This is a genomic window from Providencia sp. PROV109, from assembly GCF_033681625.1.
In the GTDB taxonomy this organism is placed as follows: domain Bacteria; phylum Pseudomonadota; class Gammaproteobacteria; order Enterobacterales; family Enterobacteriaceae; genus Providencia; species Providencia hangzhouensis.
The window spans coordinates 4,164,056-4,187,309 of sequence record NZ_CP096320.1; the positions used below are offsets into that span (position 1 = coordinate 4,164,056).

Annotated in this window: 19 protein-coding genes and 3 tRNA genes; 7 read left to right on the forward strand and 15 right to left on the reverse strand. The window is 41.6% G+C overall.

Annotated features, from left to right (window positions below; all coding sequences use genetic code 11):
- Positions 1–133: 133 nt before the first annotated feature.
- The 6 genes from hflX to tsaE all read right to left on the reverse strand — a co-directional run bounded on the left by hflX (position 134) and on the right by tsaE (position 6,587).
- Positions 134–1,414, reverse strand: a complete 1,281-nt coding sequence (gene hflX, locus M1F25_RS19280; RefSeq protein WP_004906004.1) for a ribosome rescue GTPase HflX — start codon at positions 1,412–1,414, stop codon at positions 134–136.
- A gap of 92 nt (positions 1,415–1,506) precedes the next feature.
- Complete coding sequence (gene hfq / locus M1F25_RS19285; RefSeq protein ID WP_004906005.1) at positions 1,507–1,800, reverse strand: RNA chaperone Hfq; 294 nt, start codon at positions 1,798–1,800, stop codon at positions 1,507–1,509.
- 107 nt (positions 1,801–1,907) lie between these two features.
- Positions 1,908–2,849 (reverse strand): tRNA (adenosine(37)-N6)-dimethylallyltransferase MiaA, encoded by a 942-nt coding sequence (gene miaA / locus M1F25_RS19290; protein ID WP_004906008.1) that lies wholly within the window; start codon positions 2,847–2,849, stop codon positions 1,908–1,910.
- The gene (mutL, locus tag M1F25_RS19295) at positions 2,842–4,812 is read right to left on the reverse strand and encodes a DNA mismatch repair endonuclease MutL (protein ID WP_181488781.1); all 1,971 of its coding nucleotides are present in this window, start codon (positions 4,810–4,812) and stop codon (positions 2,842–2,844) included. Before mutL ends, miaA begins: the two co-directional genes overlap by 8 nt.
- Before the next feature lie 9 nt (positions 4,813–4,821).
- Positions 4,822–6,108, reverse strand: coding sequence for an N-acetylmuramoyl-L-alanine amidase AmiB (gene amiB, locus M1F25_RS19300; RefSeq protein ID WP_181488783.1), 1,287 nt, complete (start codon positions 6,106–6,108; stop codon positions 4,822–4,824).
- A 14-nt stretch (positions 6,109–6,122) separates the two neighbouring features.
- On the reverse strand, positions 6,123–6,587 hold the full coding sequence (gene tsaE / locus M1F25_RS19305; protein ID WP_004906013.1) for a tRNA (adenosine(37)-N6)-threonylcarbamoyltransferase complex ATPase subunit type 1 TsaE: 465 nt from the start codon (positions 6,585–6,587) through the stop codon (positions 6,123–6,125).
- A gap of 288 nt (positions 6,588–6,875) precedes the next feature.
- Here tsaE and queG point away from each other — a divergent pair, with 288 nt between their 5' ends.
- On the forward strand, positions 6,876–8,057 hold the full coding sequence (gene queG, locus M1F25_RS19310) for a tRNA epoxyqueuosine(34) reductase QueG (protein ID WP_094961671.1): 1,182 nt from the start codon (positions 6,876–6,878) through the stop codon (positions 8,055–8,057).
- Between the two features lie 686 nt (positions 8,058–8,743).
- Here queG and M1F25_RS19315 read toward each other — a convergent pair.
- From M1F25_RS19315 to orn, 4 genes are all read right to left on the reverse strand, one after another.
- Positions 8,744–8,819, reverse strand: a tRNA-Gly gene (locus M1F25_RS19315).
- 40 nt (positions 8,820–8,859) lie between these two features.
- Positions 8,860–8,935: transfer RNA gene (locus M1F25_RS19320), tRNA-Gly, on the reverse strand.
- A gap of 39 nt (positions 8,936–8,974) precedes the next feature.
- Positions 8,975–9,050 (reverse strand) — tRNA-Gly (locus tag M1F25_RS19325).
- Positions 9,051–9,321: 271 nt separating this feature from the next.
- Positions 9,322–9,867 carry an oligoribonuclease gene (gene orn, locus M1F25_RS19330; protein WP_096864350.1) on the reverse strand — a complete coding sequence of 182 codons (546 nt, stop codon included), beginning with the start codon at positions 9,865–9,867 and terminating at the stop codon, positions 9,322–9,324.
- Positions 9,868–9,978: 111 nt separating this feature from the next.
- On the opposite strand from orn, the gene rsgA reads away from it, so the two are divergent.
- The 4 genes from rsgA (at position 9,979) to M1F25_RS19350 (ending at position 15,806) form a co-directional block, all read left to right on the forward strand.
- Positions 9,979–11,031, forward strand: coding sequence for a small ribosomal subunit biogenesis GTPase RsgA (gene rsgA / locus M1F25_RS19335; RefSeq protein WP_004906021.1), 1,053 nt, complete (start codon positions 9,979–9,981; stop codon positions 11,029–11,031).
- 156 nt (positions 11,032–11,187) lie between these two features.
- The gene (asd, locus tag M1F25_RS19340) at positions 11,188–12,084 is read left to right on the forward strand and encodes an archaetidylserine decarboxylase (protein WP_112308119.1); all 897 of its coding nucleotides are present in this window, start codon (positions 11,188–11,190) and stop codon (positions 12,082–12,084) included.
- Between the two features lie 33 nt (positions 12,085–12,117).
- A complete protein-coding gene (mscM, locus tag M1F25_RS19345) occupies positions 12,118–15,459 on the forward strand; it encodes a miniconductance mechanosensitive channel MscM (RefSeq protein ID WP_181488785.1) in 3,342 nt (1,113 codons plus the stop codon).
- An 8-nt stretch (positions 15,460–15,467) separates the two neighbouring features.
- Positions 15,468–15,806 (forward strand): hypothetical protein, encoded by a 339-nt coding sequence (locus M1F25_RS19350; RefSeq protein ID WP_094962477.1) that lies wholly within the window; start codon positions 15,468–15,470, stop codon positions 15,804–15,806.
- A 3-nt stretch (positions 15,807–15,809) separates the two neighbouring features.
- Here the strand turns inward: M1F25_RS19350 and M1F25_RS19355 are convergent, their stop codons facing one another.
- From M1F25_RS19355 to pldA, 5 genes are all read right to left on the reverse strand, one after another.
- The gene (locus M1F25_RS19355) at positions 15,810–16,613 is read right to left on the reverse strand and encodes a tetratricopeptide repeat protein (RefSeq protein WP_004906030.1); all 804 of its coding nucleotides are present in this window, start codon (positions 16,611–16,613) and stop codon (positions 15,810–15,812) included.
- Positions 16,614–16,869: 256 nt separating this feature from the next.
- Complete coding sequence (gene yigL / locus M1F25_RS19360; RefSeq protein WP_094962476.1) at positions 16,870–17,682, reverse strand: sugar/pyridoxal phosphate phosphatase YigL; 813 nt, start codon at positions 17,680–17,682, stop codon at positions 16,870–16,872.
- Between the two features lie 13 nt (positions 17,683–17,695).
- Positions 17,696–18,691, reverse strand: coding sequence for a lysophospholipase L2 (pldB, locus tag M1F25_RS19365; protein WP_004906034.1), 996 nt, complete (start codon positions 18,689–18,691; stop codon positions 17,696–17,698).
- A gap of 20 nt (positions 18,692–18,711) precedes the next feature.
- On the reverse strand, positions 18,712–20,538 hold the full coding sequence (recQ, locus tag M1F25_RS19370) for an ATP-dependent DNA helicase RecQ (RefSeq protein ID WP_112308121.1): 1,827 nt from the start codon (positions 20,536–20,538) through the stop codon (positions 18,712–18,714).
- 110 nt (positions 20,539–20,648) lie between these two features.
- Positions 20,649–21,542 (reverse strand): phospholipase A, encoded by an 894-nt coding sequence (pldA, locus tag M1F25_RS19375; RefSeq protein ID WP_094962474.1) that lies wholly within the window; start codon positions 21,540–21,542, stop codon positions 20,649–20,651.
- A gap of 155 nt (positions 21,543–21,697) precedes the next feature.
- On the opposite strand from pldA, the gene M1F25_RS19380 reads away from it, so the two are divergent.
- Positions 21,698–22,168: a thioesterase family protein gene (locus M1F25_RS19380; protein ID WP_096864355.1), complete on the forward strand. Its 471-nt coding sequence runs from the start codon at positions 21,698–21,700 to the stop codon at positions 22,166–22,168.
- Between the two features lie 158 nt (positions 22,169–22,326).
- Positions 22,327–23,220 carry an EamA family transporter RarD gene (gene rarD, locus M1F25_RS19385; protein WP_004906041.1) on the forward strand — a complete coding sequence of 298 codons (894 nt, stop codon included), beginning with the start codon at positions 22,327–22,329 and terminating at the stop codon, positions 23,218–23,220.
- Positions 23,221–23,254 lie beyond the last annotated feature (34 nt).

Consider the following 23,254-nt stretch of genomic DNA (forward strand, 5'->3'; position numbering starts at 1 on the left):
GTTTTAGCTCCATTCTTTATGATTGATTTTCAGGGCTAAGAGCGATAGGGCTCTTAATATCAATTCCATTGCCTAACTATATTATTAACGGCCAAATTATTAACGGCCAAAGCATTATTAATAACCAAAGCGATTAAATAACATAGTCAGGTAATTGCTGCTCTTGTTTGCACAGACGCCGCCAATCCACCATTGGCATACGCACCTCAAGGCCAATTGAGCCGTCTTCTTCCTGCCATTCACGTTCGATTGACTGAAGTTGATAGAAACGGCTACGTAAACGGCCTTCATTCGGTGGTAAACGCAATTCAACATGTGCGATTTCACCTGAAAGACGTTCCGTCAATGCCTGTAGCAACAATGGGATACCATCACCCGTTTGCGCTGAAACCCAGACACGAACCGGCTTGTTATCCTCATCTCTGTCAATACGCGGGACAAAATCCTCCAGCATATCAACTTTGTTCATCACTAAAAGTGTTGGTATTTCATCCGCTTCGATTTCTTCTAACACACTTTCAACTGCATGAATATTTTCATCCAAGCGATTGTCAGCTGCATCGATAACGTGCAGCAATAACGTTGCTTCACGTGTTTCTTGCAGGGTTGCTTTAAAAGCTGCAACCAAATCATGGGGTAAATGGCGGATAAAACCCACAGTATCTGCAAGAACGACAACACCAACATCTTCTACATCAATACGACGAAGTGTTGGGTCAAGTGTTGCAAATAACTGGTCAGCAGCATAAACATCAGCGGCCGTCATGCGGTTAAACAAGCTAGACTTACCAGCATTGGTATAACCGACAAGCGAAATAGTCGGGATATCTGCCTTACTTCTCGCTTGACGCCCTTGTTCACGCTGTTTTTCCACCCGACTAAGACGAGATAAGATTTGTTTAATTTTATCTCTTAATAGCCGGCGGTCAGTTTCAAGTTGAGTTTCACCGGGGCCTCGTAAACCAATCCCGCCTTTTTGTCGCTCTAAGTGCGTCCATCCCCTCACTAAGCGAGTCGATAAATGCCTTAATTGAGCCAATTCAACTTGAAGCTTACCTTCGTGTGTACGTGCGCGTTGAGCAAAAATATCTAAAATTACCCCTGTACGGTCAACCACCTTACATTGGCAAATCCTTTCGAGATTACGTTCTTGAGCAGGGCTTAGAGTATGATTAAACAACACCACATCTGCACCACTTTCCTCAACAGCTTGGGCAATTTCTTCTGCTTTACCTTCCCCAACAAAAAACTTTGGATGAGGAGCTTTACGACTGCCCGTGACTATTTGTACTGGTTTTACCCCAGCAGATGTCACAAGTGACTCAAATTCTGCCAGATTATCAACGTCTTTCTCTTGAGAAAAAAAGACATGGACTAATACAGCTAGTTCACCGCCTTCATACCTATCAAACAAGGTGTAACCTCTTAGGCTAAACAATAATTGCAAAGGAAAAACACAGGTACAGTCTCCCTACCCATGCTTTCCTTGTCTTTTAGCGTACAAACTTACTCAGTTACTTCGCCATCTTGCGCTGCAGGGTTACCTGAATGGTAATTACCATTACCAGTGCTACCCGCAGTACCGCTATGATGAGAAACAGGGCGAGCAGGGACAACAGTCGAGATAGCGTGTTTATAAACCATCTGGCTAACTGTGTTTTTTAATAAAATGACAAATTGGTCAAAAGACTCAATTTGCCCCTGCAATTTGATGCCATTAACGAGATAAATAGAGACCGGAACCCTTTCACGACGTAATGCGTTCAGGAACGGATCTTGCAAAGATTGCCCCTTAGCCATTCTATGTTTTCCTTATTTTGTTGTTTTTAAAAGAGAATCTTTTAGATTCCAAAAAGTAACTACTCAAAAATTGCGCTTAACGTTCTAATTGTACACAAACATCAGTCCTATGCACGCATAACCTGCATAACGGTGCTAAGCGCTTGCTGAGGTTGTTCACTATCTAGCCAATGAACATTCTCCCAGCTTCTTAACCAGGTAATTTGACGTTTTGCCAATTGGCGAGTTGCACAAATCCCCCGATAAATCATTTCATCATGGCCAATTTCACCATCTAAATATGACCACATTTGCCGATACCCCACACAACGAATTGAAGGGAGGTCAACATGTAAATCATTTCGTTGATGTAACTTGCGAACTTCTTCTTCAAAACCCGCATCTATCATCAGATGAAAACGTTGTTCTATGCGCTCATGTAAAATTTTACGATCTTGTGGCGCAATAGCAAACTGAAACACATTATAAGGCAATTCTTCCCCTGCTGTTTGTATCATTTCAGTCAAAGTTTGTCCCGAAATGAGATATACCTCTAAAGCACGGGATAATCTTTGTGGGTCGTTAGGGTGAATCCTTGCCGCGGCAACTGGGTCAACCTCAGTAAGACGACGGTGAATTTCCCCCCACCCTTGTTCTTTCGCAATGTGTTCAATTTCAGTACGAACTGCTTGGTCAGCTGAAGGAAGAGGTGAAAGCCCTTCTAATAAGGCTTTAAAATACAACATTGTGCCGCCAACTAATAATGGAATTTTACCTTGTGAGGTAATTTCAGCCATGGCATTTAATGCGTCACGGCGAAAATCGGCAGCACTGTATGGTAGAGACGGATCGAGGATATCAATCAGACGATGGGGAGCTTGGCTGAGTTCTTCTGTTGTTGGTTTTGCTGTGCCAATATCCATCCCTCGGTAAATTAATGCCGAATCGACACTAATAATTTCCACAGGCAAATGCTTGCGAAGTTCTATCGCCAAAGCGGTTTTACCTGAGGCCGTCGGACCCATTAGGAATATTGCGTCAGGTTTTTTCTGAGTTGCTAAATCACTCATTTGTTAGTGTAGCTACCACGGATTGTAAATTAATTAATTGTAATAATGTTGGTGGAGGGTTTTTCACCCACTGCGGACATACCCGCTCAACATCAGCCAGCAACTGAACAGCCTGTGCTAAACTCCAACTTTCTTCTGTTTTAACCTGTGAAACTGCTTTAGCGAGCCATTGTGCTATCTCTTCGTCAGTGACACTTTCTTTTCTCGATAAAAAATCGAGTAGCTCAGAAAAAAGCTGTGATAAATTTTGTGTTCTTAATGGTAACGATACCGTATGAATTGTTACTTTTCCATGTAATATCGTGGCTTCGATACCAAATATTGTCAATTGTTCCTTGTACCGCTGTAAAACCTCTATTTCATCATTTTTAAGTGACAATTTTAGAGGTATTAACAATGGTTGGGGCTTTAAGGCTCCACCACTCGGTGACAATTGTGACAACTTCAATAAATAATTAGCTTCCGTTAAGGATAACAGGATTAGCCCCAACGAAGACTCAATTAATGCAAAGTTTTTTGCGTAAATTGTCAATACTTTGCCAAAAAGGTAGTTATCCGCATTTTTTGCTACAGGTTGTGAGGATATTTGCGGTGAACTGATTGGGTTACGTTCAGGAAAAAGCGGCTTTTTATCTTCAGGAGCAACCGGAATGGACATTAAGCTCTGATACAGTTCGCCTGCTTTTTTGTCATAAGTTGAGCCAAACGTTTTTGCTGGTACATTTTCTGAAAAACCTGACGTTGATTTCGGCGAAGAAAAAGCGTGATTTTTAGCATTATCCTTTAAGTGGCTAGCCTGCTTATAAGGTGTTTTAGGCTCTAGAAGGGTATTCTCGACTATCGTCTTGTCTTCTGCCTTATGTTGCTTAGGAGCCACACTAGGAGAAGAAAAATAATTTTCTCCCGCAGAAGGCCGATTTTCCAGTTCTGTATTTACAGGTTCGATACCCGGAAGCTCATCAATAGATGCGGCTTCTAATAATACTGTTCGTACCGCTTGATAAATAAAATCATGTACCAGACGAGCTTGGTGAAAACGAACCTCATGTTTTGCTGGGTGTACGTTAACATCAACTTGTTTTGGGTCAATGGTCAAATACAGGACATAAGCTGGCTGCTGGTTTTCGTCTAAATGCCCTTCATAAGCTTGACGAATAGCATGATTAATCAGGCGATCACGCATCATACGGCCATTGACATAGCAATATTGTGTTTCACTACCCGACGTCATTGATGGAGAAACGACCCACCCTTTGATAGCAAGATCGCTATGTTCCCAAGACAACGCCAAAGCGCCTTGCATAAAGCCCGTTCCACAAATCGTCCCAAGGCGCCTCTCTTGCTGTGCCTCATCATGAGCCGCTCGGTATTGCTTTACTAATTTCCCATTGTGAGTCAGGTTGATAGCCACATCAGGGCGAGAAAGCGCAATTCGGCGAACAATTTCATCGATATGACCGAATTCAGTTTTTTCTGTGCGCATAAATTTACGACGAGCTGGCGTATTATAGAATAAATCTAATACTTCAACCGTTGTGCCATTGGGATGCGCTGCGGGTTTAACTATTACCTCCATATCCCGACCTTCGGCATAGGATTGCCATGCTTCTGTCTGGTCTGCAGGCTTTGATGTCAACGTTAAACGTGAAACAGAACTGATACTCGCTAGTGCCTCACCGCGAAACCCCATACTCATAATGGCTTCAAGATCATCTAATGTGGCAATTTTACTGGTCGCATGGCGAGCTAAAGCCAAAATCAGTTCATCTTTACGGATACCACAACCATTATCACGAATACGGATCAGTTTTTCTCCGCCGCGCTCAATGTCGATATCAATACGCGTTGCCCCTGCATCAAGACTATTCTCAACGAGCTCTTTAACCACTGACGCAGGCCTTTCAACCACCTCACCTGCTGCGATTTGGTTGGCAAGTTGTGGGGATAGAATATGTATAGCCATGCCTCCCCCTTATTGTGGCGCTGCTTGTATTGGATTCGCCAAGAAATATTGACGTAACCCTAAATGGATAGCTTCTGCAACTTTGTCTTGGAATTCATTCGATTTTAGCAACTGCTCTTCCGCTGCATTACTAATAAACCCAGTTTCGACTAAAATCGATGGGATATCAGGAGAACGCAATACACCTAAGCTTGCATGTTCAGGGGTTCTTTTGTGAATATTACCTACTTTTCGCAGCTGTTCGATCACTTTAACTGCAACATCGTACCCCACACGCTGAGAATGACCGAATTGTAAATCTAAAACGGCTTGGCTTAAGTAAGGGTCCGCGCCACTCAGTGCATCACCCGCCCCACCTAATAATTCCGATTGTTTTTCACGTTGTTCCAGCCAACTACCCAGTTCACTGTTTGCACGCCGATTAGACAATACCCATACTGATGCGCCCCGTGCACTGCTATTCGGAGCCGAGTCCGCGTGAATTGACACCAACATATTAGCCCCTTTCTTACGTGCCACATCAGAACGACCACTAACAGAAATAAAATAGTCACCGTCACGTGTCATCGCGGGCTTAAACATTGGGTCGGCTTCAAGGCGTTGATATAATTTACGTGCGACACTGAGAGTCACATCTTTTTCTTTATAACCATTCTTGCCTATCGCACCAGGGTCTTTTCCACCGTGCCCTGCATCAATAGCAATGACGACCTGCTTGCTACCCTTTGGCATATTTTTATATTTGGTTGGTGTTGGTGTAGCCACAGGTGCAGGATTACTCATCTTCAATGGTTTATCTTGAGTATTATTTGCCGCTGGTTTAACCGTATTATTGGTTTGATTAAAAGAGGTAGAACCGGATGCATTTCCAGTCGATATCGTTAACACCAACTGATATTCACCTGAAACCTGTTTAAGTACCGCTTTTGTTTTCGCTGCGCGAGATAGCTCTAACACTAAGCGTTTGTGTTGGTTATCAGAAGGTTGGCTCGCCCGTACCAGTTTTACAAGATCCCCCGCGGGAACTTTAAGTGGTAAACCAATAATCTCACCTCGTTGTTTAATATCAACAACAAGGCGCTCAGGTGAATGCAATGGGAAATAGGAGTAGTCGGGCTTACCATCAATAAAACTTAGCACCACTTCTGCTTGTGATGGGCTGTTATTAACTTGAATATTTGATAATGTTGCCGCTTGTGCTTTTGCTCCAAACAGCCACATAGCTAATGCCATAAACAAGACGAAAACAGTAAAAAAACCCTTTTTTGTTATTCTGTGGATTGATGCATTCAACATGAGCAATAGCTTCCTTAGAGTAGGGGTAATGCTTCTAACAACGACTCCCCATTGGCAGAAAAAGCAACAAAGTGAGCCTGACGCCCTTCGCCTTGATAGGTCAGATGGAGCTCAAGATCCGCTTCAGGTAAAAAACCTTTACCTTGTTGCGGCCATTCGACCAAACAGATCGAATTTCCAGAAAAATAGTCACGAATCCCCATAAATTCAAGTTCTTCAGGGTCTGCTAACCGATAGAGATCAAAGTGAAAAACTTGACGATCTGCTAATTCATAAGGTTCAACCAAAGTGTAGGTTGGGCTTTTTACGTGACCTTGATGGCCCAGCGCTTGTAAGAAACCTCGGCTAAAGGTGGTTTTCCCTGCTCCGAGATCACCATATAAGTGAATAATTGTGCCTTGATGGCAAGCTTTAGCGATAGCATTACCTAAAGCGACAGTTTGCGCTTCATTGGCAAGTTGTATTGTACGTTCTTTCATATTGTTCTTTTATTATGTCATTAATAGGCGGTGTCGCCTGTTTATCCTTTAAATGCATAGTTTATCTTGCTGATCAAAATGCATAAAGAGATATCAACAAACATCAATATTACTGCTTATCTTAACCTAAGATGGGGCTTTTTTCTTAATTAACATTGCTTGAATGATGAGTTCAGAAATATCCTATAATTGTTCTCAATATTGAAGGCATTTTTTCATGCGTTTTGATGAATAACGCAGGTCATGTTAGAGTGCCAGCCGTTTTAATCTTTCTCAATATAGGATCTGATGCCAAGATACCTCGATCTCGATCTTCTCGCTCAGAATATTAAACAATGGGGTGTTGAAGCAGGTTTCCAACAAGTCGGGATCTGCGATACTGACCTTTCAGCGGAAGAGCCCAAATTACAAGCATGGCTAGATAAACAATTTCATGGTGAGATGGAATGGATGAATCGCCATGGGATGATGCGAGCCAGACCACACGAACTGCACCCTGGCACGTTACGTGTCATTAGCGTGCGTATGAATTACTTGCCTGCCAAAGCCGCATTTGCTAGTACATTAAATAACCCTGAATTAGGTTATATCAGCCGTTATGCCCTAGGGCGAGACTACCACAAATTATTAAAAAAACGTCTAAAACAACTTTCAGATCGTATTTTAGACTATTGTCGTGAATTTAACGGAGTGATACTGGCCGATGGCACCACCATTGACGATCTTAATTTTCGACCTTTTGTCGACTCTGCGCCAATCTTAGAGCGCCCTCTCGCCGTCAAAGCGGGTTTAGGATGGACAGGAAAACATTCATTAGTCTTAAATCGTGAAGCAGGATCTTGGTTTTTTCTCGGTGAATTATTGATTAATTTACCCGTTTCTGTTGATAAACCTGTCGAAGAAGATTGCGGCCGCTGTGTTGCTTGTATGACAACTTGCCCAACAGGTGCAATTGTCGAACCTTACACCGTAGATGCTAGGCGCTGTATTTCTTATCTTACCATTGAGCTAGATAGTGCTATCCCTGAAGAATTTCGCCCTCTAATGGGAAATCGGATCTACGGTTGTGATGACTGCCAGCTTATTTGCCCGTGGAACCGTTTTTCCCAGCTAACTGATGAAGATGATTTCAGTCCAAGAAAGGACTTACATACACCAAAGTTGCTCGACTTGTTCTCATGGGATGAAAAAACCTTTTTAAAGGTGACCGAAGGCTCTGCAATCCGCCGCATTGGTTATATTAAGTGGTTGCGAAATATCAGTGTGGCGCTAGGTAACGCACCTTATCAAGACAGTATTGTACTGGCTTTACAAAATAGGTTGGGAATTAACGAAATGCTAGATGAGCACTTCCAATGGTCTATACAACAACAGCTTAATCGACGTAATGCAAACCAAGTCACAATTCAAACTTCACAGCAAAAACGCCTTGTACGTGCTATTAACAAAGGTTTACCGAGAGATGCATAGAAAAAAGTCAGCTATATACCTGAAATGAAGAATTGTCAAATTGATGTGAATAAAGTAAAAAGTGCTTAGCAGACAATAGGTAAAGAATTTGCAAGATGTGCTAGCCGCATTTTGACAAAATAAATCACTTAACAAATAAATCAATAAGTTACAACAATGCTATTTAAATACTAGAATTAAATAGCACAACAGAAATTTGTTAATTAGCCTGTGGATAACTCTGTGTAATAAGTTATTTCAAATCGCGATAAAAACCCAGATTGATTGAGCGGGCTGTGGATAACTTTCTAATGGCACATTGAAAAGAAAAATACTGATTTTACGTTTACTAGCAATACAAAAGTTACCAAAAAACAAGACTAAAATGAAAAGTGACTCGAAGTAAATAAAAAAGCATATTTTTGTTTATTATTTAAACTTCTAATCATCATCTTAGAGATGGAAGCAAAACACCCTATTGCTAAGGGGTGGCTATTCTATGGCGACCTGAAAATGAATGCAAGAGGAAATCTGGATCTGATCCAAAAAAGATCGCAAAACCCATGTAGATCCTAGTGTTCAAGGTATAAAAGGATAAAAACAGTGAACAAGCGCAATTCATATGCACACTAGGTGATTCTACTTAAGTTAAATAGGTATTGTGTAAGAATTAATTAAGAAGAAAAGTTAAGAGACTAAGAAAATATTGGAGCGGGAAACGAGACTCGAACTCGCGACCCCGACCTTGGCAAGGTCGTGCTCTACCAACTGAGCTATTCCCGCATTTGGTGGGTACTACTTTGACTAAAACACTAAGAAAGTTTGGAGCGGGAAACGAGACTCGAACTCGCGACCCCGACCTTGGCAAGGTCGTGCTCTACCAACTGAGCTATTCCCGCATCACGAAAATAGTGCTTTAGCTAAAACATCAAAAAATTTGGAGCGGGAAACGAGACTCGAACTCGCGACCCCGACCTTGGCAAGGTCGTGCTCTACCAACTGAGCTATTCCCGCATCACATTTTTGTGATGTTTCACGTGCCGACTCAATAACAAAAACTTCATCGGTACGGGGAGCGCATTATACGAAAAATTCAGATACTAGCAAGCCCTTACACTCAAAATTTTTATTTTTTTATTCGTTTGCTGACAATTCAATCACAATGGTGATTTTATCAACACCCGTTGTAATAAATTGATTTCAATACGTTAACATTGTTAACTTATTGGAAGAGAACAGCTTATGAAAGCCGCTCAAGATTGCGGCTTATTCGTTAATTTAACATTTATTCTTTAATAAATGTCTCTCGGTAATAAGCTAATTCAGCCACAGATTCACGAATATCATCAAGAGCTTGGTGAGTATTTTTCTTCGAAAAACCCGCTAGAATTTCAGGTTTCCATCGGCGAGCAAGCTCTTTTAATGTACTGACATCAAGATAGCGATAATGAAAATAGCTTTCTAATTCAGGCATGTAGTTGAACAAAAAACGTCTATCTTGCCCAACACTATTACCACAGATTGGGGATGCCCCTTGAGGAACCCATTTTTCTAAAAACGCAATCGTGGCTAACTCAGCTTCACGCTCACTCACTGTACTTTTGCGTACACGTTCAACTAAGCCGCTATTAGTGTGGGTGTTTACATTCCACTCATCCATCAAAGCGAGTTGTTCATCCGTTTGATGTACTGCAATTACAGGGCCTTCTGCTAAAATATTAAGATGACTATCTGTTACAATGGTCGCTATTTCAATAATACGATCACGAACAGGATCGAGCCCCGTCATTTCTAAATCGATCCAAATTAAATTATTCTCATTCTTTTGCATGATATACCCTAACTGCATTCTATGAAGTTAAGGTATGATAGCACTCTTCATGCCATCAGTGACAGGCGTGAGTAACCCCCTAAAATACAGCCCATAGTAAAGAGAGGACAGGTGGCTAAACAGAAACTTTCGAAAGGCCAACAGCGCCGAGTTCAAGAAAATCATCAAAAAAGACTTAAAAAGCAAAAAACAGTTGAAATTGATGATAGCCAATTAGGTGAAGCGCAAGAAGGCTTAGTCATTAGCCGTTTTGGGCAGCATGCTGATATTCAAGCAAGTGACGGGACTATCCAACGCTGTAACTTGCGCAGAACGATTTCGTCCCTCGTTACAGGGGATAATGTGGTGTGGCGACCAGCCTTGAACACACAAAGTGATATCAAAGTAAATGGCATCGTCGAAGCGGTTCACGAGCGCCGTTCTGTTCTAACTCGTCCCGATTATTATGATGGCTTAAAACCGATTGCCGCTAACATTGACCAAATTGTTGTGGTTTCAGCTATTTTACCTGAGCTTTCGCTGAATATTATTGACCGCTATTTAGTTGCCTGCGAAACCACCGGGATTAAGCCTGTTATCGTTCTCAATAAAGTCGACCTACTCGACGACGAAAACCGTGAGTGGGTAAGCGATTTAATGACAATTTATCGTGATATTGGCTATCAAGTTCTCGAAGTTTCAAGCCATACCAATGAAGGCATGGAAGCGCTTACTAACGCGCTAGCAGGTAAAGTATCTGTATTTGTTGGTCAGTCTGGTGTGGGCAAATCCAGTTTATTAAATGCATTACTCCCACATAACGAAGAAGCGATTTTAGTTAATGAGGTTTCAGACAACTCAGGGCTAGGACAACATACAACAACAACAGCTCGTTTATATCACTTCCCATTGGGCGGCGATGTGATTGACTCCCCTGGTGTCCGTGAGTTTGGTTTATGGCATCTAACAACGGAACAAGTGACCAAAGGATTTGTCGAATTTAAAGATTACCTTGGCGGCTGTAAATTCCGTGACTGTAAACATTTAGATGACCCTGGTTGCCTGTTACGTGAAGCCGTAGAAGCAAATAAAATTGCTGAATCACGCTTTGAAAACTACCATCGCATTTTAGAAAGCATGGAACAAATCAAACCTCGTGGTAATTTTACGGCGAAAGATAAATAATGTTAGTGAGTGCTTACAAATAACTCACTAACGCTAAACCCGCTCTAAATAATTTAATGATGGTTAGCCAATGATGCGGCCGTTTGAAATATGACGAGTAAACTGTGTACAATAGCCGCCCTTTTGCTAACATACCTTTAAAAATCAGAGGTTAACGTGCTAGATAAAATTAAAATTCGCTTGCAATATATGCTTCCAAAACAATGTCTTACTGAATTTGCAGGCTGGTTCGCAAGTCGCAATGCGGGTTTCATGACGCAATGGGCAATTAAACTGTTCGCAAAAGTCTATAAAGTGAACATGAATGAAGCGCAAAAAAGTGAGCTTACTGCTTATGCCACTTTTAATGATTTCTTTATCCGTCTGCTAAAAGAAGGCGCTCGCCCAATTGTGGAGAAAGAACACCAACTTGCTCAACCTGCTGACGGTGCAGTTAGTCAATTAGGCCCAATAAATGATGACCTTATCTTCCAAGCTAAAGGCCATAATTACACAGTTGAAGCGTTACTTGCTGGCCAATACCAATTAGCAGAGCGTTTTCGTGGTGGTGACTTTATTACCACTTACCTCTCCCCAAGTGACTATCACCGTGTACACATGCCATGTGATGGTTTACTCAAAGAGATGATTTATGTGCCAGGCGATTTATTCTCTGTAAATCCATTAACGGCACAGAATGTTCCCAACCTGTTTGCACGGAATGAACGTTTGATTTGTGTTTTTGACACCCCTGTTGGCTTAATGGTACAAATCCTTGTAGGTGCAACCATCGTTGGTAGTATTGAGACGGTTTGGAGCGGTTGCGTCAATTCCAGTCGTGAAGGCGTCATTAAGCGCTGGGTTTACCCTGAGTTGGACTCTGAAGGTGCCGTTTTCTTGAAGAAAGGTGAGGAAATGGGGCTGTTTAAACTGGGCTCAACGGTGATTAATTTATTTGAACCTAACAAAGTGATATTTAATTCATCACTGATCCCCGGTTATGCAACTCGTATGGGCGAATTACTCGCTGAAACTGTTGCAAATACAGTAACAGAAGAACCTGCTGACGCTTAATTAAATTATTATCCCTTGAAGGAGCTCCTCACTGTGCGTGTGATTATCAGTTTTTTTCTTAGCCTGTTAATCGTTTTTTCTTCCGTTGCAGCACCGACTGCAGCGCAGGATGAAGCACAGATTAAGCAGGAGCTCAAACAACTTGAGTCAAGTACCAACCCCAAAGATGCAGAGATAGCACAAGCATTACAGGGTGCTTTGAATTGGATGAGTGAAACACGTGATTCCGATGCAAAGGCCAAGTCTTATCAAGAAGCCATTGATAACTTCCCTAGAATTATCAAAGAAATAAGACAAAAAATCCTCAATGAAAGTGATGAACCAGCACCTATACCTGTGGGTATCAGCTTAGGTGAACTTGAACAACGTATTATTCAGCTTAGCAGCCAATTACTCGATCAAAGCCGCTTAACTCAGCAAGAGCAAGATAAAGGCCGCGAAATCAGTGAATCACTAAGTATTCTGCCACAACAACTTTCTGAAGCTAGACGCTTACTCACTGAAGCCTCTTCGCGCTTTCAGTCTCTGAGTACACCCTCAACGCCATTAGCCGATGCCCAGTACACGTTAGCTCAAGCCGAAGTAAGTGCTCGCAAATCAACAGTTAATGAACTGGAAATGGCGCAGCTTTCTGCCAATAACCGCCAAGAAATCTCACGCCTTACGTTGGAGTTATACAAAAAACGCTATCAACGTATGGAACTTGAGTTACAAAACCTGCGTGATTTCCAAAATACCCAACGCCAACAAAAAGCAATTTTAGCGTTAGAACATACCGAGATGTTGGCTGCGCAAGGTGAACTGACCCCATTTTTAACTGAGCAGCTTGATATTAACCGTAAAATGTCTCAGGAATTAACCGCTCAGGCACAGCGCATGAGCGCAATCACCAATAGCCAAGCTGAAATTTCAACGAGTATCCGCGATGCTCGACAAGCGCTCACAACTATTCGCGAGCAAGCTCAGTGGATCAGCAGCTCAAGTACATTAGGGGAAGCGCTCAGAACACAACTCTCCCGTTTGCCTGATATTCCAAAGAGCCAGCAGCTTGATCGGGAAATGGCAGATTTACGCGTTCAACGCTTAAATTATGAAGATAGCCTCGATAGGCTAAGTAAAATAGATACAACCGAGCAAGAAAGCGAGCATGAGCTCAATACAGCTCAAGTACAAGTTTATCAGTCATTGATTAAAACCCGCCGTGAGCTACTAACCTCTTTAATTTCAGGTCTCGATGCTGAAATGTTAGAGCTAACAAAGCTCAATGTCGCCACTGGGCAATTGACCGATGCATTAAAAGAAGTCAAAGATGCTTCAAACCGTTATCTTTTCTGGGTCGCAGATGTTCCGCCAATAAGCATCAGCTATCCTGTCATGTTAGTAACGGATATTACTCAATTACTTTCTCTGGATACCTTGTCCCAACTGGCCGGTGCTCTGCGTGTTATGCTGACAACACAAGATACATTTTTGTATCTTTTAGGTTCGATAGCATTAGTCATTTTCAGTATTAGCACTCGCAAGCACTACCAAGCATTTCTTGACCGCTCCAGTTTACGGATTGGTAAGGTGACACAAGACCGGTTTTACTTAACCATTCGAACTATTTTTTGGTCAATAATTGTTGCTCTTCCTCTCCCTATGATGTGGTCAGCCATCGGTTATGGCTTACAAAGTGCATGGCAATATCCCATGGCCGCGGCGATAGGTTATGGTGTCAGTGCGACGACACCTTTACTATGGCTGTTTATGATCAGCGAAACCTTTTCTCGCCCTACTGGGTTATTTATTTCTCACTTCGGTTGGGACAAAGATTCTGTTAAACGTGCGATGCGTTATTACCGAATGGCAATTTTTGTCATCGTTCCACTCGTGATGGCAATTATTACCTTTGAACATTATAGCGATAGGGAATTTGCAGCTAGTATTGGCCGCTTATGCTTTATCTTTTTATGTGTCGCACTTAGCTTAATTACCAACAACTTACGCCGCTCACAAATCCCTCTCTACTTAGATAGACATGGCTCCGGTGAGAATATTGTTAATAAAGCATTGTGGTGGATGATATTACTCGCACCTATCGTTGCTGGGTTCTTCTCCATTTTAGGTTATTTTTCAACTTCACAGGCCTTGCTTGCTCGTTTAGAAACCTCTGTCGCCATTTGGTTTGTTATCCTTATCGTTTATCATACGATCCGCCGTTGGATGTCAATGCAGCGCCGTAAATTAGCCTTCGAGCGTGCGAAACAACGCCGTGCTGAGATATTAGCTCAACGTGCTAAAGGTGAGGACGATAACCAGCAAACAAACGCCAGTAGTGAAGGAAATATTGATATCGAAGAACAGGTTATCGACTTAGATACCATCAGTACCCAATCCGTTGGGTTAGTTCGTTCGATTTTAACCATGATTGCCTTGGTCTCATTGATTTGGCTGTGGTCCGAGCTACATACCGCATTCTCTTTTCTTGAAAATATTCGCTTATGGGATGTGACATCAACGGTTAATGGCGTTGATACCGTACAACCTATCACCATGGGCTCTATTTTCATTGCCATTTTGACTATTATCGTTACCGCACAATTGGTTCGTAACTTACCGGCTTTGCTTGAGCTGGCCGTACTCCAACATTTGGATTTAACACCAGGTACTGGTTACGCCATTAGCACATTAACAAAGTATACGATAACTATTATAGGGACCATTGTTGGCTTCTCTATGTTAGGAATTGAGTGGTCAAAACTGCAATGGCTTGTTGCGGCAATGGGGGTCGGGCTTGGTTTTGGTTTACAAGAAATTTTCGCCAATATTATCTCAGGGTTAATGATCTTATTTGAGAAACCGATCCGGATTGGAGACACAGTAACTATCCGTAACTTGACGGGGAGTATTACCAAGATCAACACCCGTGCTACTACGCTGACAGACTGGGATAGAAAAGAAATTATTGTGCCAAATAAGGCATTTATTACTGAACAATTTATTAACTGGTCACTGTCTGACACGATCACACGTATTGTCATGACTATTCCTGCACCTTCTGATGCCAATAGTGAATTAGTGACAGATACCATTTTACGTGCAGCCAAACGCTCTACGATGATTTTAGATAACCCAGCACCTGAAGTATATCTTGTTGATTTACAACAAGGTATTCAGATTTTTGAATTACGTGTCTATGCCGCTGAAATGGGCCATCGGTTACCTGCGCGCCATGAAATTCACCAAAACATCTTAGTTTCCTTTGCTGAACAAGGAATTACCTTGCCATTCCCACCATTCCAAGCAAGGGTGGATGTCCGTGATAATTCTCTGCAAAGTGCGACAAACAATCTTTCAGGGCGTAATCCTAGTCGTAAGTCAGGGGAATTGTAAGCCGTATTATGCCATTACAATTAAATGAAAAAGACGAATTAGTGATGTTGAGGATCGCCCAACTTGAACGTGTTGGGTCGATTTTATTCTTTTTAATTCCATTAATTATCTTATTAATTGTTGGGAAAGCTTTTGCATTTAATACACTGTACCTTTGGCAAGTGTATTGTGCGGTTTATATCGTTGGGTTTCGTGTACTTTGTAGCAAGCTATCATCACAACAGCAACAGCTAGCTATTCGTCGAGGCTGGGGAAACAATCGTTTTTATCGGCTTTCTTGGTGCTATCTTGTATTATCTGTTGTCATACTGGTGGGATACAAAATCGTATCCCACACATCTGCTTAATCATTAGCTGGCTTTAAAACCATACGATTTAATATAACCTTCCGCTAATTTTTGTGCTTGCTGTAATTCTTCAGGGCTTAACTGAGCCGCAATCTTATTTTGTAGACGATGACTTTCTGCGTTGCCGCTGTACACCGCAGTTGCAAGCCATGCGTAGGCTTGCTGCAAGTTTTTCTTCACACCACGTCCTTCAGAATACATGACACCTAAGCGGTCTTGAGACTTGGCATCTTTTTGTTTCGCGGCTTTTCTAAACCAAAACACTGCTTTCTCGTCATCTAAATCAACGCCACTCCCAATTGAGTACATTTGGCCTATTTGGAATTGAGCAAGTATATTTCCGCCTTGCGCTGCTTTTCTAAACCAAAATGCCGCTTTTTCTAGGTTTTGACTGACACCTAAGCCTTGTGCGTACATCATAGCCATGTTGGTTTCAGCTCGGGTATCACCTTGAGCCGCTGCTTGTTCATACCATAGCATCGCTTTGTCATAATCACGACGCACACCAAAACCATTTACAAACATCGTACCTAAGCGAAACTGTGCATCTGAATTCCCTTGGTTCCCCGCCTTAATAAACCACTCAGCCGCTGCTTTAGAATCTTGAGAAACACCTAAACCTTTAAAATAACGCTCTCCTAGCTGAAATTGAGCTTTAGGATCACCTTTTTGTGCTAACTGCGTAATTTGTTCAATCGAGGGTTCTTGTGCTGCTGTCGCCGGTGCCGGCGCAGTGGTAGGTTTAGCGGTTAAAACAGAACTATAACAAATCGAGCCTAACAACAGTGCTAACGCAATTTTTTTCATCCTAAGGAACCCTCAACAGTGCAATATGCAACCTGTGAAAACAGTGCTATCCATTAATATCGACCGAAACACTCATCCCCCTAGTTTAAATTTACTTTTTGTCAGAAAAAATAGGAAAAGTGGCCTAAATTTCACAAAAAGCACGTTTCGCTGTATTTTCGCTATGGGAACTTACGTTTTTCATCTAATTGAGATAATAAAAAACCAGATAAACATATTGCCTATCTGGTTCCTCTATTTCAAATAACAAAATACATTATGCGTTATTAAGGTATTTATTTCTCAGATAACGAGCAACAGCATCATCACTATTCGAACCAATGACTTCCATGTGTGGTAACGCATCTTTTAGCAATTGATGAGCATTTTGCATGATGCAGCCTTTTCCAGCCATAGTCAGCATTTCTTTGTCATTCATGCCATCGCCAAAAGCAATACTATCACTCGGTGTATAGCCATGTAGTGCCGCAACTTGCTTCAGAGCCTCACCTTTAGAAACATCACCAGCCATAACTTCTAAACAGCTACGCAATGAAAACGTTACATTCACTTTATCTTGCCAGCGTGCTTGAATGCGCTGCTGTAAATCCACCAGCAGGTCATGATCTTCACTGGTGTAGTAAACTTTACAGACTTCAGAAGTGACAAAATTATGGCGGTCAAACAGCTGGTAGTTAAATACCGATTCTTTAAAAAATTCTTTTTGTTCAGGGCTTTCCCTGTTGATAAACCAATCATCACCATGGTAGTAATTAGTGATAAGTTCAGGGTTATCAAATTCCATCAAACACAGTTCATGAGCTATTTGAGGGTCAACATTGTGCTCAAAAATTAAGTCACCGCGGGTATTATGGATCCGTGCACCGTTAGATGTGATCATATACGCATCGATGCCTAAACCATCACGGATTTGAGCAACATCCACATGGTGACGGCCTGTTGCAAACACAAAATGCACATCTTGGGAAGTCACTAGCTGTTTCAAGGTGTCTTTTGTATAAGACGTTAAATCATGATTGGGAGATAACAGTGTCCCATCCAAATCGGAAGCAACTACAGGATATTTCATATTCAAACCCTAACTAATACTGCTCAAAAAAATCACAGATAGCATTAAGCGCCATCGCTCTTAATGCATCCACTTCAAATAGGATTTCATGGTGTGCCCCTTCAATGATGAGAGGTAATTTTTCTTCTCGTCCTATTTGCGCTTTTTGTCGGCTTTGACAAAAAGCTTGTAGCTCTTTATTGCTGACCACTTTTTCTTCGCTGGCTTCCAACACCATCAGTGGTACATCAATTTCTCCCGCTTTCGCAATTAGCTCATCGCCAATCACAAAACTTTCACGTAACCAATGGTAAGTCGGCCCACCTAAGCGCAATTCAGGATAATCGGCATAATAACGTAAGTAGCGCCGATAACGCTCTGGACTGTGTGTTAATACATTGATTAAATAAGGTAATGGCTGCCATTTCCCAGTAGAAGCCGCATAATCATTGCGGACACTTTCGCGAGATTCGGCTCTATCAACAATAAAGCTCGCCATCCAACGAGGCATCGGTAAATTAATACCAATCATCGGCGCACATAAGGTTGCAGCATCAAAAGTGACGTTATCTCGCAACAAATACCCGGCTAAGATAGCACTCCCCATTGAGTGAGCTAATGCATAACATTTTGGATAATGCCGATATTTAACCTCAAGCTCAATGAACTTTTCAAAATCGTCAATGTAATCAGTGAATTTTTCAACATGGCCTTTTTGAGGATCCGCTAACATGCGCCCTGATCGCCCTTGCCCACGATGGTCAATAATAAACACATCATAGCCTAAATGATAAAAATCATAAGCCACTTCAGGGTACTTCACATAACTTTCACTGCGCCCCGGTGAAATGACAATCGCTTTATGATGTTTTGGATGAATAAAACGGACATAGTGAATGGGAATATCATCAACCCCCACGAATTGAGATTCTTCACGATGTTGCCAGAAATCTAAAAGCGGGCCATTTGTAAAAGCAGAAAATTGAGTTTCTCGATTCAGCCAACTCTCTTTTAGGTTTTCAGGCGTCATCCTGCAGTTTCCTTATCTATTCATTCATAACCTTCAAGATGGTCTTGGATAAGCGCCATAAATGCTACTCCAAAACGTTCGAGCTTGCGTTCGCCAACACCATTGATTAACAGTAATTCGGCAGGTGAAGTCGGGGTGTGCTCAGCCATTTCAATTAATGTTGCATCATTAAACACCACAAATGGCGGAATATTTTCTTCATCTGCAATGGATTTACGCAATTTACGCAGTTTAGCAAAGAGCTTTTTATCATAATTGCCATGATAAATTTTGTTTTGTTGATTACGGCTTTTTACCACTAAAACACGAGGAACTGCGAGTTTTAGTGCAGCTTCACCACGTAATACTGGCCGTGCTGCCTCCGTTAATTGAAGCGCTGAAAAATGCGTAATATTCTGTGTGATCATACCTAAATGGATCAGTTGGCGAATCACACTGACCCAATGTTCATTACTTTGTTCTTTACCAATGCCATAGACGGGCAGTTTATCATGGCCTAAGTCACGAATACGCTGATTATTAGCGCCACGCAGAACCTCAACAATATAGCCGATACCAAAGCGCTGACCAACACGATAAATACAGGACAGCGCTTTTTGCGCATCCACTAACCCATCGTACTGTTTTGGTGGGTCTAAGCAAATATCACAATTGCCACAAGGCTGCTGGCGATTTTCACCAAAATAATTGAGTAGCACCAAACGGCGGCAAGTTTGTGCTTCAGCAAAAGCCGCGATGGCATTCAGCTTATGCCGTTCTATATCTTGCTGCATACCCGCAGGCTTTTCTTCAAGACAGCGACGTAACCATGCCATATCTGCAGGGTCATAAAATAAAATGGCTTCGGCTTCAACACCGTCACGACCTGCCCGCCCTGTTTCTTGATAATAGGCTTCGATATTACGCGGAATATCAAAATGAGCGACAAACCGAACGTTTGATTTGTTAATTCCCATCCCAAAAGCCACTGTCGCCACGACAACTTGTAGGTTATCTTTTAGAAATGCATCTTGTACCCACTCCCGTTGGGCAGCGTCTAACCCTGCATGGTATGCCGCAACACTTAAGCCTCGCTTTTGCAAGCGCTCTGTCGTTTCTTCAACCTTACTGCGACTATTACAATAAACAATACCCGCTTTTCCTTTTTGCCCTTTAATAAAAAACCAAAGTTGATCTAAAGGCTTATATTTTTCGACTAAGGTATAACGAATATTTGGCCTATCAAAGCTACTCACATGGACTAATGGCTCATGTAGCTCTAATAAACGAATAATGTCTGCACGTGTGGTTTCATCCGCAGTTGCGGTTAACGCCATCACGGGTACATTAGGTAATGATTGCCGTAATTGGCCTAGTGCGCGGTATTCAGGGCGAAAATCATGTCCCCATTGGGAAATACAGTGGGCTTCATCCACTGCTAGCAAGGTGATGTTCCATCCTGCTAATTGGCTTAAGAAATAATCAGTTAACAACCGTTCAGGAGCAACATACAGTAATTTTATTTCCCCCTGACTGCACAGTTCCATGATTTGACGTTGTTCTTGTGACGTTTGCGATGAATTTAAACACGCAGCATTAACCCCATGTAACCTTAATTGGTCCACTTGGTCTTTCATTAATGATATTAATGGTGAAACGACCAGTGTGACACCTTCTTTAACTAAAGCAGGAACTTGGTAGCAAAGGGATTTTCCCCCCCCTGTTGGCATTAACACTAAGCAATCACGGTTATCCAAAATAGCCCCAATGACGGCATCTTGCCCAGGGCGAAATGACTGATAGCCGAATGTACTATTGAGCACATGTTCAGCCAATGAAAGTTGGTTAATGACGCAAGCAGTGGACACAAACTTCCTCAATCGATAAAACAAGCCGCTGCCCAATTGAGCAGCGAAGTTGTTGATTCATGACTTGGTATTCAACTCAGAACAAAATAGAGAGCTGAGTTTTTCTTCCATTACAGCATATCGTTTAGCATAACACCGATACCAAAACGTGTTTGGCGATAATTGTAGTCTATCATCGACTCACCATATCCGCTAAACAACTGGGTATAAAAACGCACATGTTTACTAATTGGATAGCTCCACCCCAATTCTGCACCACCATACCCTGTATTCCAGTTATAGCGCCCAGTCGTAGTAAACACGCTGTCTCCCAACGCATACCCTACTTTTAAGCGATAGTAACCCATATATTTGGTAATATCAGAATTATCATCACGCCCTTCACTTTCATGAATGCGGTACCAAGGTTTGAGATCAACTTGCCAGTTACCATTTTGCGCCATTGCCCTTGCATATACTCGGTTCCAGCTGCGAGACGTAGGCTCTGAACGACCATTTGACTCGTGGTTAAAACCTGTTTCAATCTCACGCAACGTCCAACCCGCAAATTGGTAGTCGGTTAACCAGCCAACAAACACTTGAGGCTCATAGTTAGTTTCTCTAAATGGTGAAGACTCTTTTTTATTACTTAGTTGCCACCAAGAACGCTGAGTATAAGAAACAGCTAAAATTGAGTCATCACCCGCAATACCCGCCCATAATGGAAACGCTAAACTTAATTGAAATTTAACTTCGTCCTTTAACGCATCATCACCCCAATTGTAGCTAGAAATGGCTTCTTTATTCATCGAGGATGTATAGGTATAAAGGATGTAATTCGATTCATACGGATACAGCACAAATGGGTTATCATGGTGTTGCAGTAATCCTGAAATGATGCTTCCACGTATTGGCAAGGTATTTTTGACATCTTCTACAGGCTGAACACCTGTATTTTCAGTCGCAAACAATGAAGCAGACCAAAAGCAGAGCACTGCACTTAACAAAATCGGTAAAGCGCGCATTAGTCATTCCTATTTTCAACATCGTCCAAAAAAAGTTTGTCCTATTTTACACACAAAACTGAATAACTGTTGAAAGATTATTCATTCGTTTGTTAGAGACATAATTTACACATAATGTTAACTTATCATTCACATATTTTTAAAGGATGAAAACGATGAATGACCGTACTTATACTTTAGAAGAAGCCAGTGACTTAATGAGCCATGCATTTATTTATAAAATGCCATTTAACCAGCTACTTGGTATTAAATTAATGAGTTTAAATGATGATTTTGTTCAGCTTACTGTTGAAAATCGTCAACAATTAATTGGTAATTTTACTCAGAACATTTTACATGGCGGTGTGATCGCTTCGGTTTTAGATGTTGCAGGGGGGATGGTATGCATCAATCGTATTTTGCAGCGTATTAATCCATTAACCCACACCGAGATTGTCGATAAAATGTCCCGAATGGGGACAATCGACTTACGAGTTGATTATTTACGCCCCGGTCGAGGGCAAATTTTTACTGCTAGTGCTAGCTTATTAAGAGACGGTAATAAAATAGCCGTGACCCGCTGCGAGCTTCATAATGAAAACAACCAGCATATTGCAACAGCAACGGCAACTTATCTGGTTGGATAGAAATAAAATATAAATAATTAGTCACCTACTAAACTAATAACTTGTAAAAAAACCTGAGCAATGTCACATTAGTGGTATCAAAAATCGAGCCGCTTAAATCGGCTCGGTCTCTCTGTATAAGTATCTTTTTAGTCTTTAATTCAATTTCAGAGCCAACAATGAGCCAGCAAAATACTACCAAAGGCGTGTTATGTGCCTTAGGCGCCTATTTTATTTGGGGTGTCGCACCTATTTATTTTAAAAGCATCCAAGAAGTGCCCGCAGAAGAAATCCTGACTCATCGTATTATTTGGTCATTTTTCTTTATGATTTTATTATTAACCGTTTCACGGCATTGGAGTTATGTTCGCCAAGTACTAAAGCAACCAAAGAAAATATTAGTTCTTGGTGTAACGGCAACGACAATTGCTTGTAACTGGTTAATTTATATTTGGGCAGTTAATAATGGTTATATGCTACAAGCTAGCTTAGGTTACTTTATTAACCCACTAGTTAACGTACTGTTTGGAATGCTATTCTTACAAGAACGTTTTCGCCGCATGCAGTGGATTGCTGTTGGTCTTGCACTAACAGGTGTATTGATCCAGCTTTGGCAATTTGGCTCAGTGCCTGTGATTGGGCTAAGTTTAGCTGTTACATTTGCCACCTATGGATTATTACGTAAAAAATTAGGGGTCGACGCACAAACAGGAATGACATTCGAAACACTTTGGCTGCTTCCTGTCGGGATTATCTTCTTATTATTTTTTGCAGATAGTCCAACGAGTGATATGGCAATGAATGATTGGCATTTGAATGCACTTCTGATTGCTGCCGGGGTAATTACTACAGTGCCATTGTTACTATTTACAGAAGCAGCTAACCATTTAAGGCTTTCAACGCTAGGCTTTTTCCAATATATGGGGCCAAGTATTATGTTCTTACTCGCCGTCTTTGTGTACGGTGAAGTTATGACACCTGAATTGTTAGTCACTTTTGGGTTTATCTGGGTTGCATTAATTTTATTTACATTAGATGCATTATATACCCAGCAGAAACTGAGAAAAAAATAATGGGTAACTGTTTACAGAAACTCAGATAGCCGGT

What these genes read in the sequence shown, in the direction of transcription:
- M1F25_RS19355 (WP_004906030.1), bottom strand. Translation starts at nt 16,613, where the DNA reads ATGAAAAAAATTGCGTTAGCACTGTTGTTAGGCTCGATTTGTTATAGT.
- tsaE (WP_004906013.1), bottom strand. Translation starts at nt 6,587, where the DNA reads ATGAAAGAACGTACAATACAACTTGCCAATGAAGCGCAAACTGTCGCT.
- yigL (WP_094962476.1), bottom strand. Translation starts at nt 17,682, where the DNA reads ATGAAATATCCTGTAGTTGCTTCCGATTTGGATGGGACACTGTTATCT.
- pldB (WP_004906034.1), bottom strand. Translation starts at nt 18,691, where the DNA reads ATGACGCCTGAAAACCTAAAAGAGAGTTGGCTGAATCGAGAAACTCAA.
- M1F25_RS19380 (WP_096864355.1), top strand. Translation starts at nt 21,698, where the DNA reads ATGAATGACCGTACTTATACTTTAGAAGAAGCCAGTGACTTAATGAGC.
- rarD (WP_004906041.1), top strand. Translation starts at nt 22,327, where the DNA reads ATGAGCCAGCAAAATACTACCAAAGGCGTGTTATGTGCCTTAGGCGCC.
- amiB (WP_181488783.1), bottom strand. Translation starts at nt 6,108, where the DNA reads ATGTTGAATGCATCAATCCACAGAATAACAAAAAAGGGTTTTTTTACT.
- pldA (WP_094962474.1), bottom strand. Translation starts at nt 21,542, where the DNA reads ATGCGCGCTTTACCGATTTTGTTAAGTGCAGTGCTCTGCTTTTGGTCT.
- hfq (WP_004906005.1), bottom strand. Translation starts at nt 1,800, where the DNA reads ATGGCTAAGGGGCAATCTTTGCAAGATCCGTTCCTGAACGCATTACGT.
- orn (WP_096864350.1), bottom strand. Translation starts at nt 9,867, where the DNA reads ATGCAAAAGAATGAGAATAATTTAATTTGGATCGATTTAGAAATGACG.
- miaA (WP_004906008.1), bottom strand. Translation starts at nt 2,849, where the DNA reads ATGAGTGATTTAGCAACTCAGAAAAAACCTGACGCAATATTCCTAATG.
- mutL (WP_181488781.1), bottom strand. Translation starts at nt 4,812, where the DNA reads ATGGCTATACATATTCTATCCCCACAACTTGCCAACCAAATCGCAGCA.
- M1F25_RS19350 (WP_094962477.1), top strand. Translation starts at nt 15,468, where the DNA reads ATGCCATTACAATTAAATGAAAAAGACGAATTAGTGATGTTGAGGATC.
- queG (WP_094961671.1), top strand. Translation starts at nt 6,876, where the DNA reads ATGCCAAGATACCTCGATCTCGATCTTCTCGCTCAGAATATTAAACAA.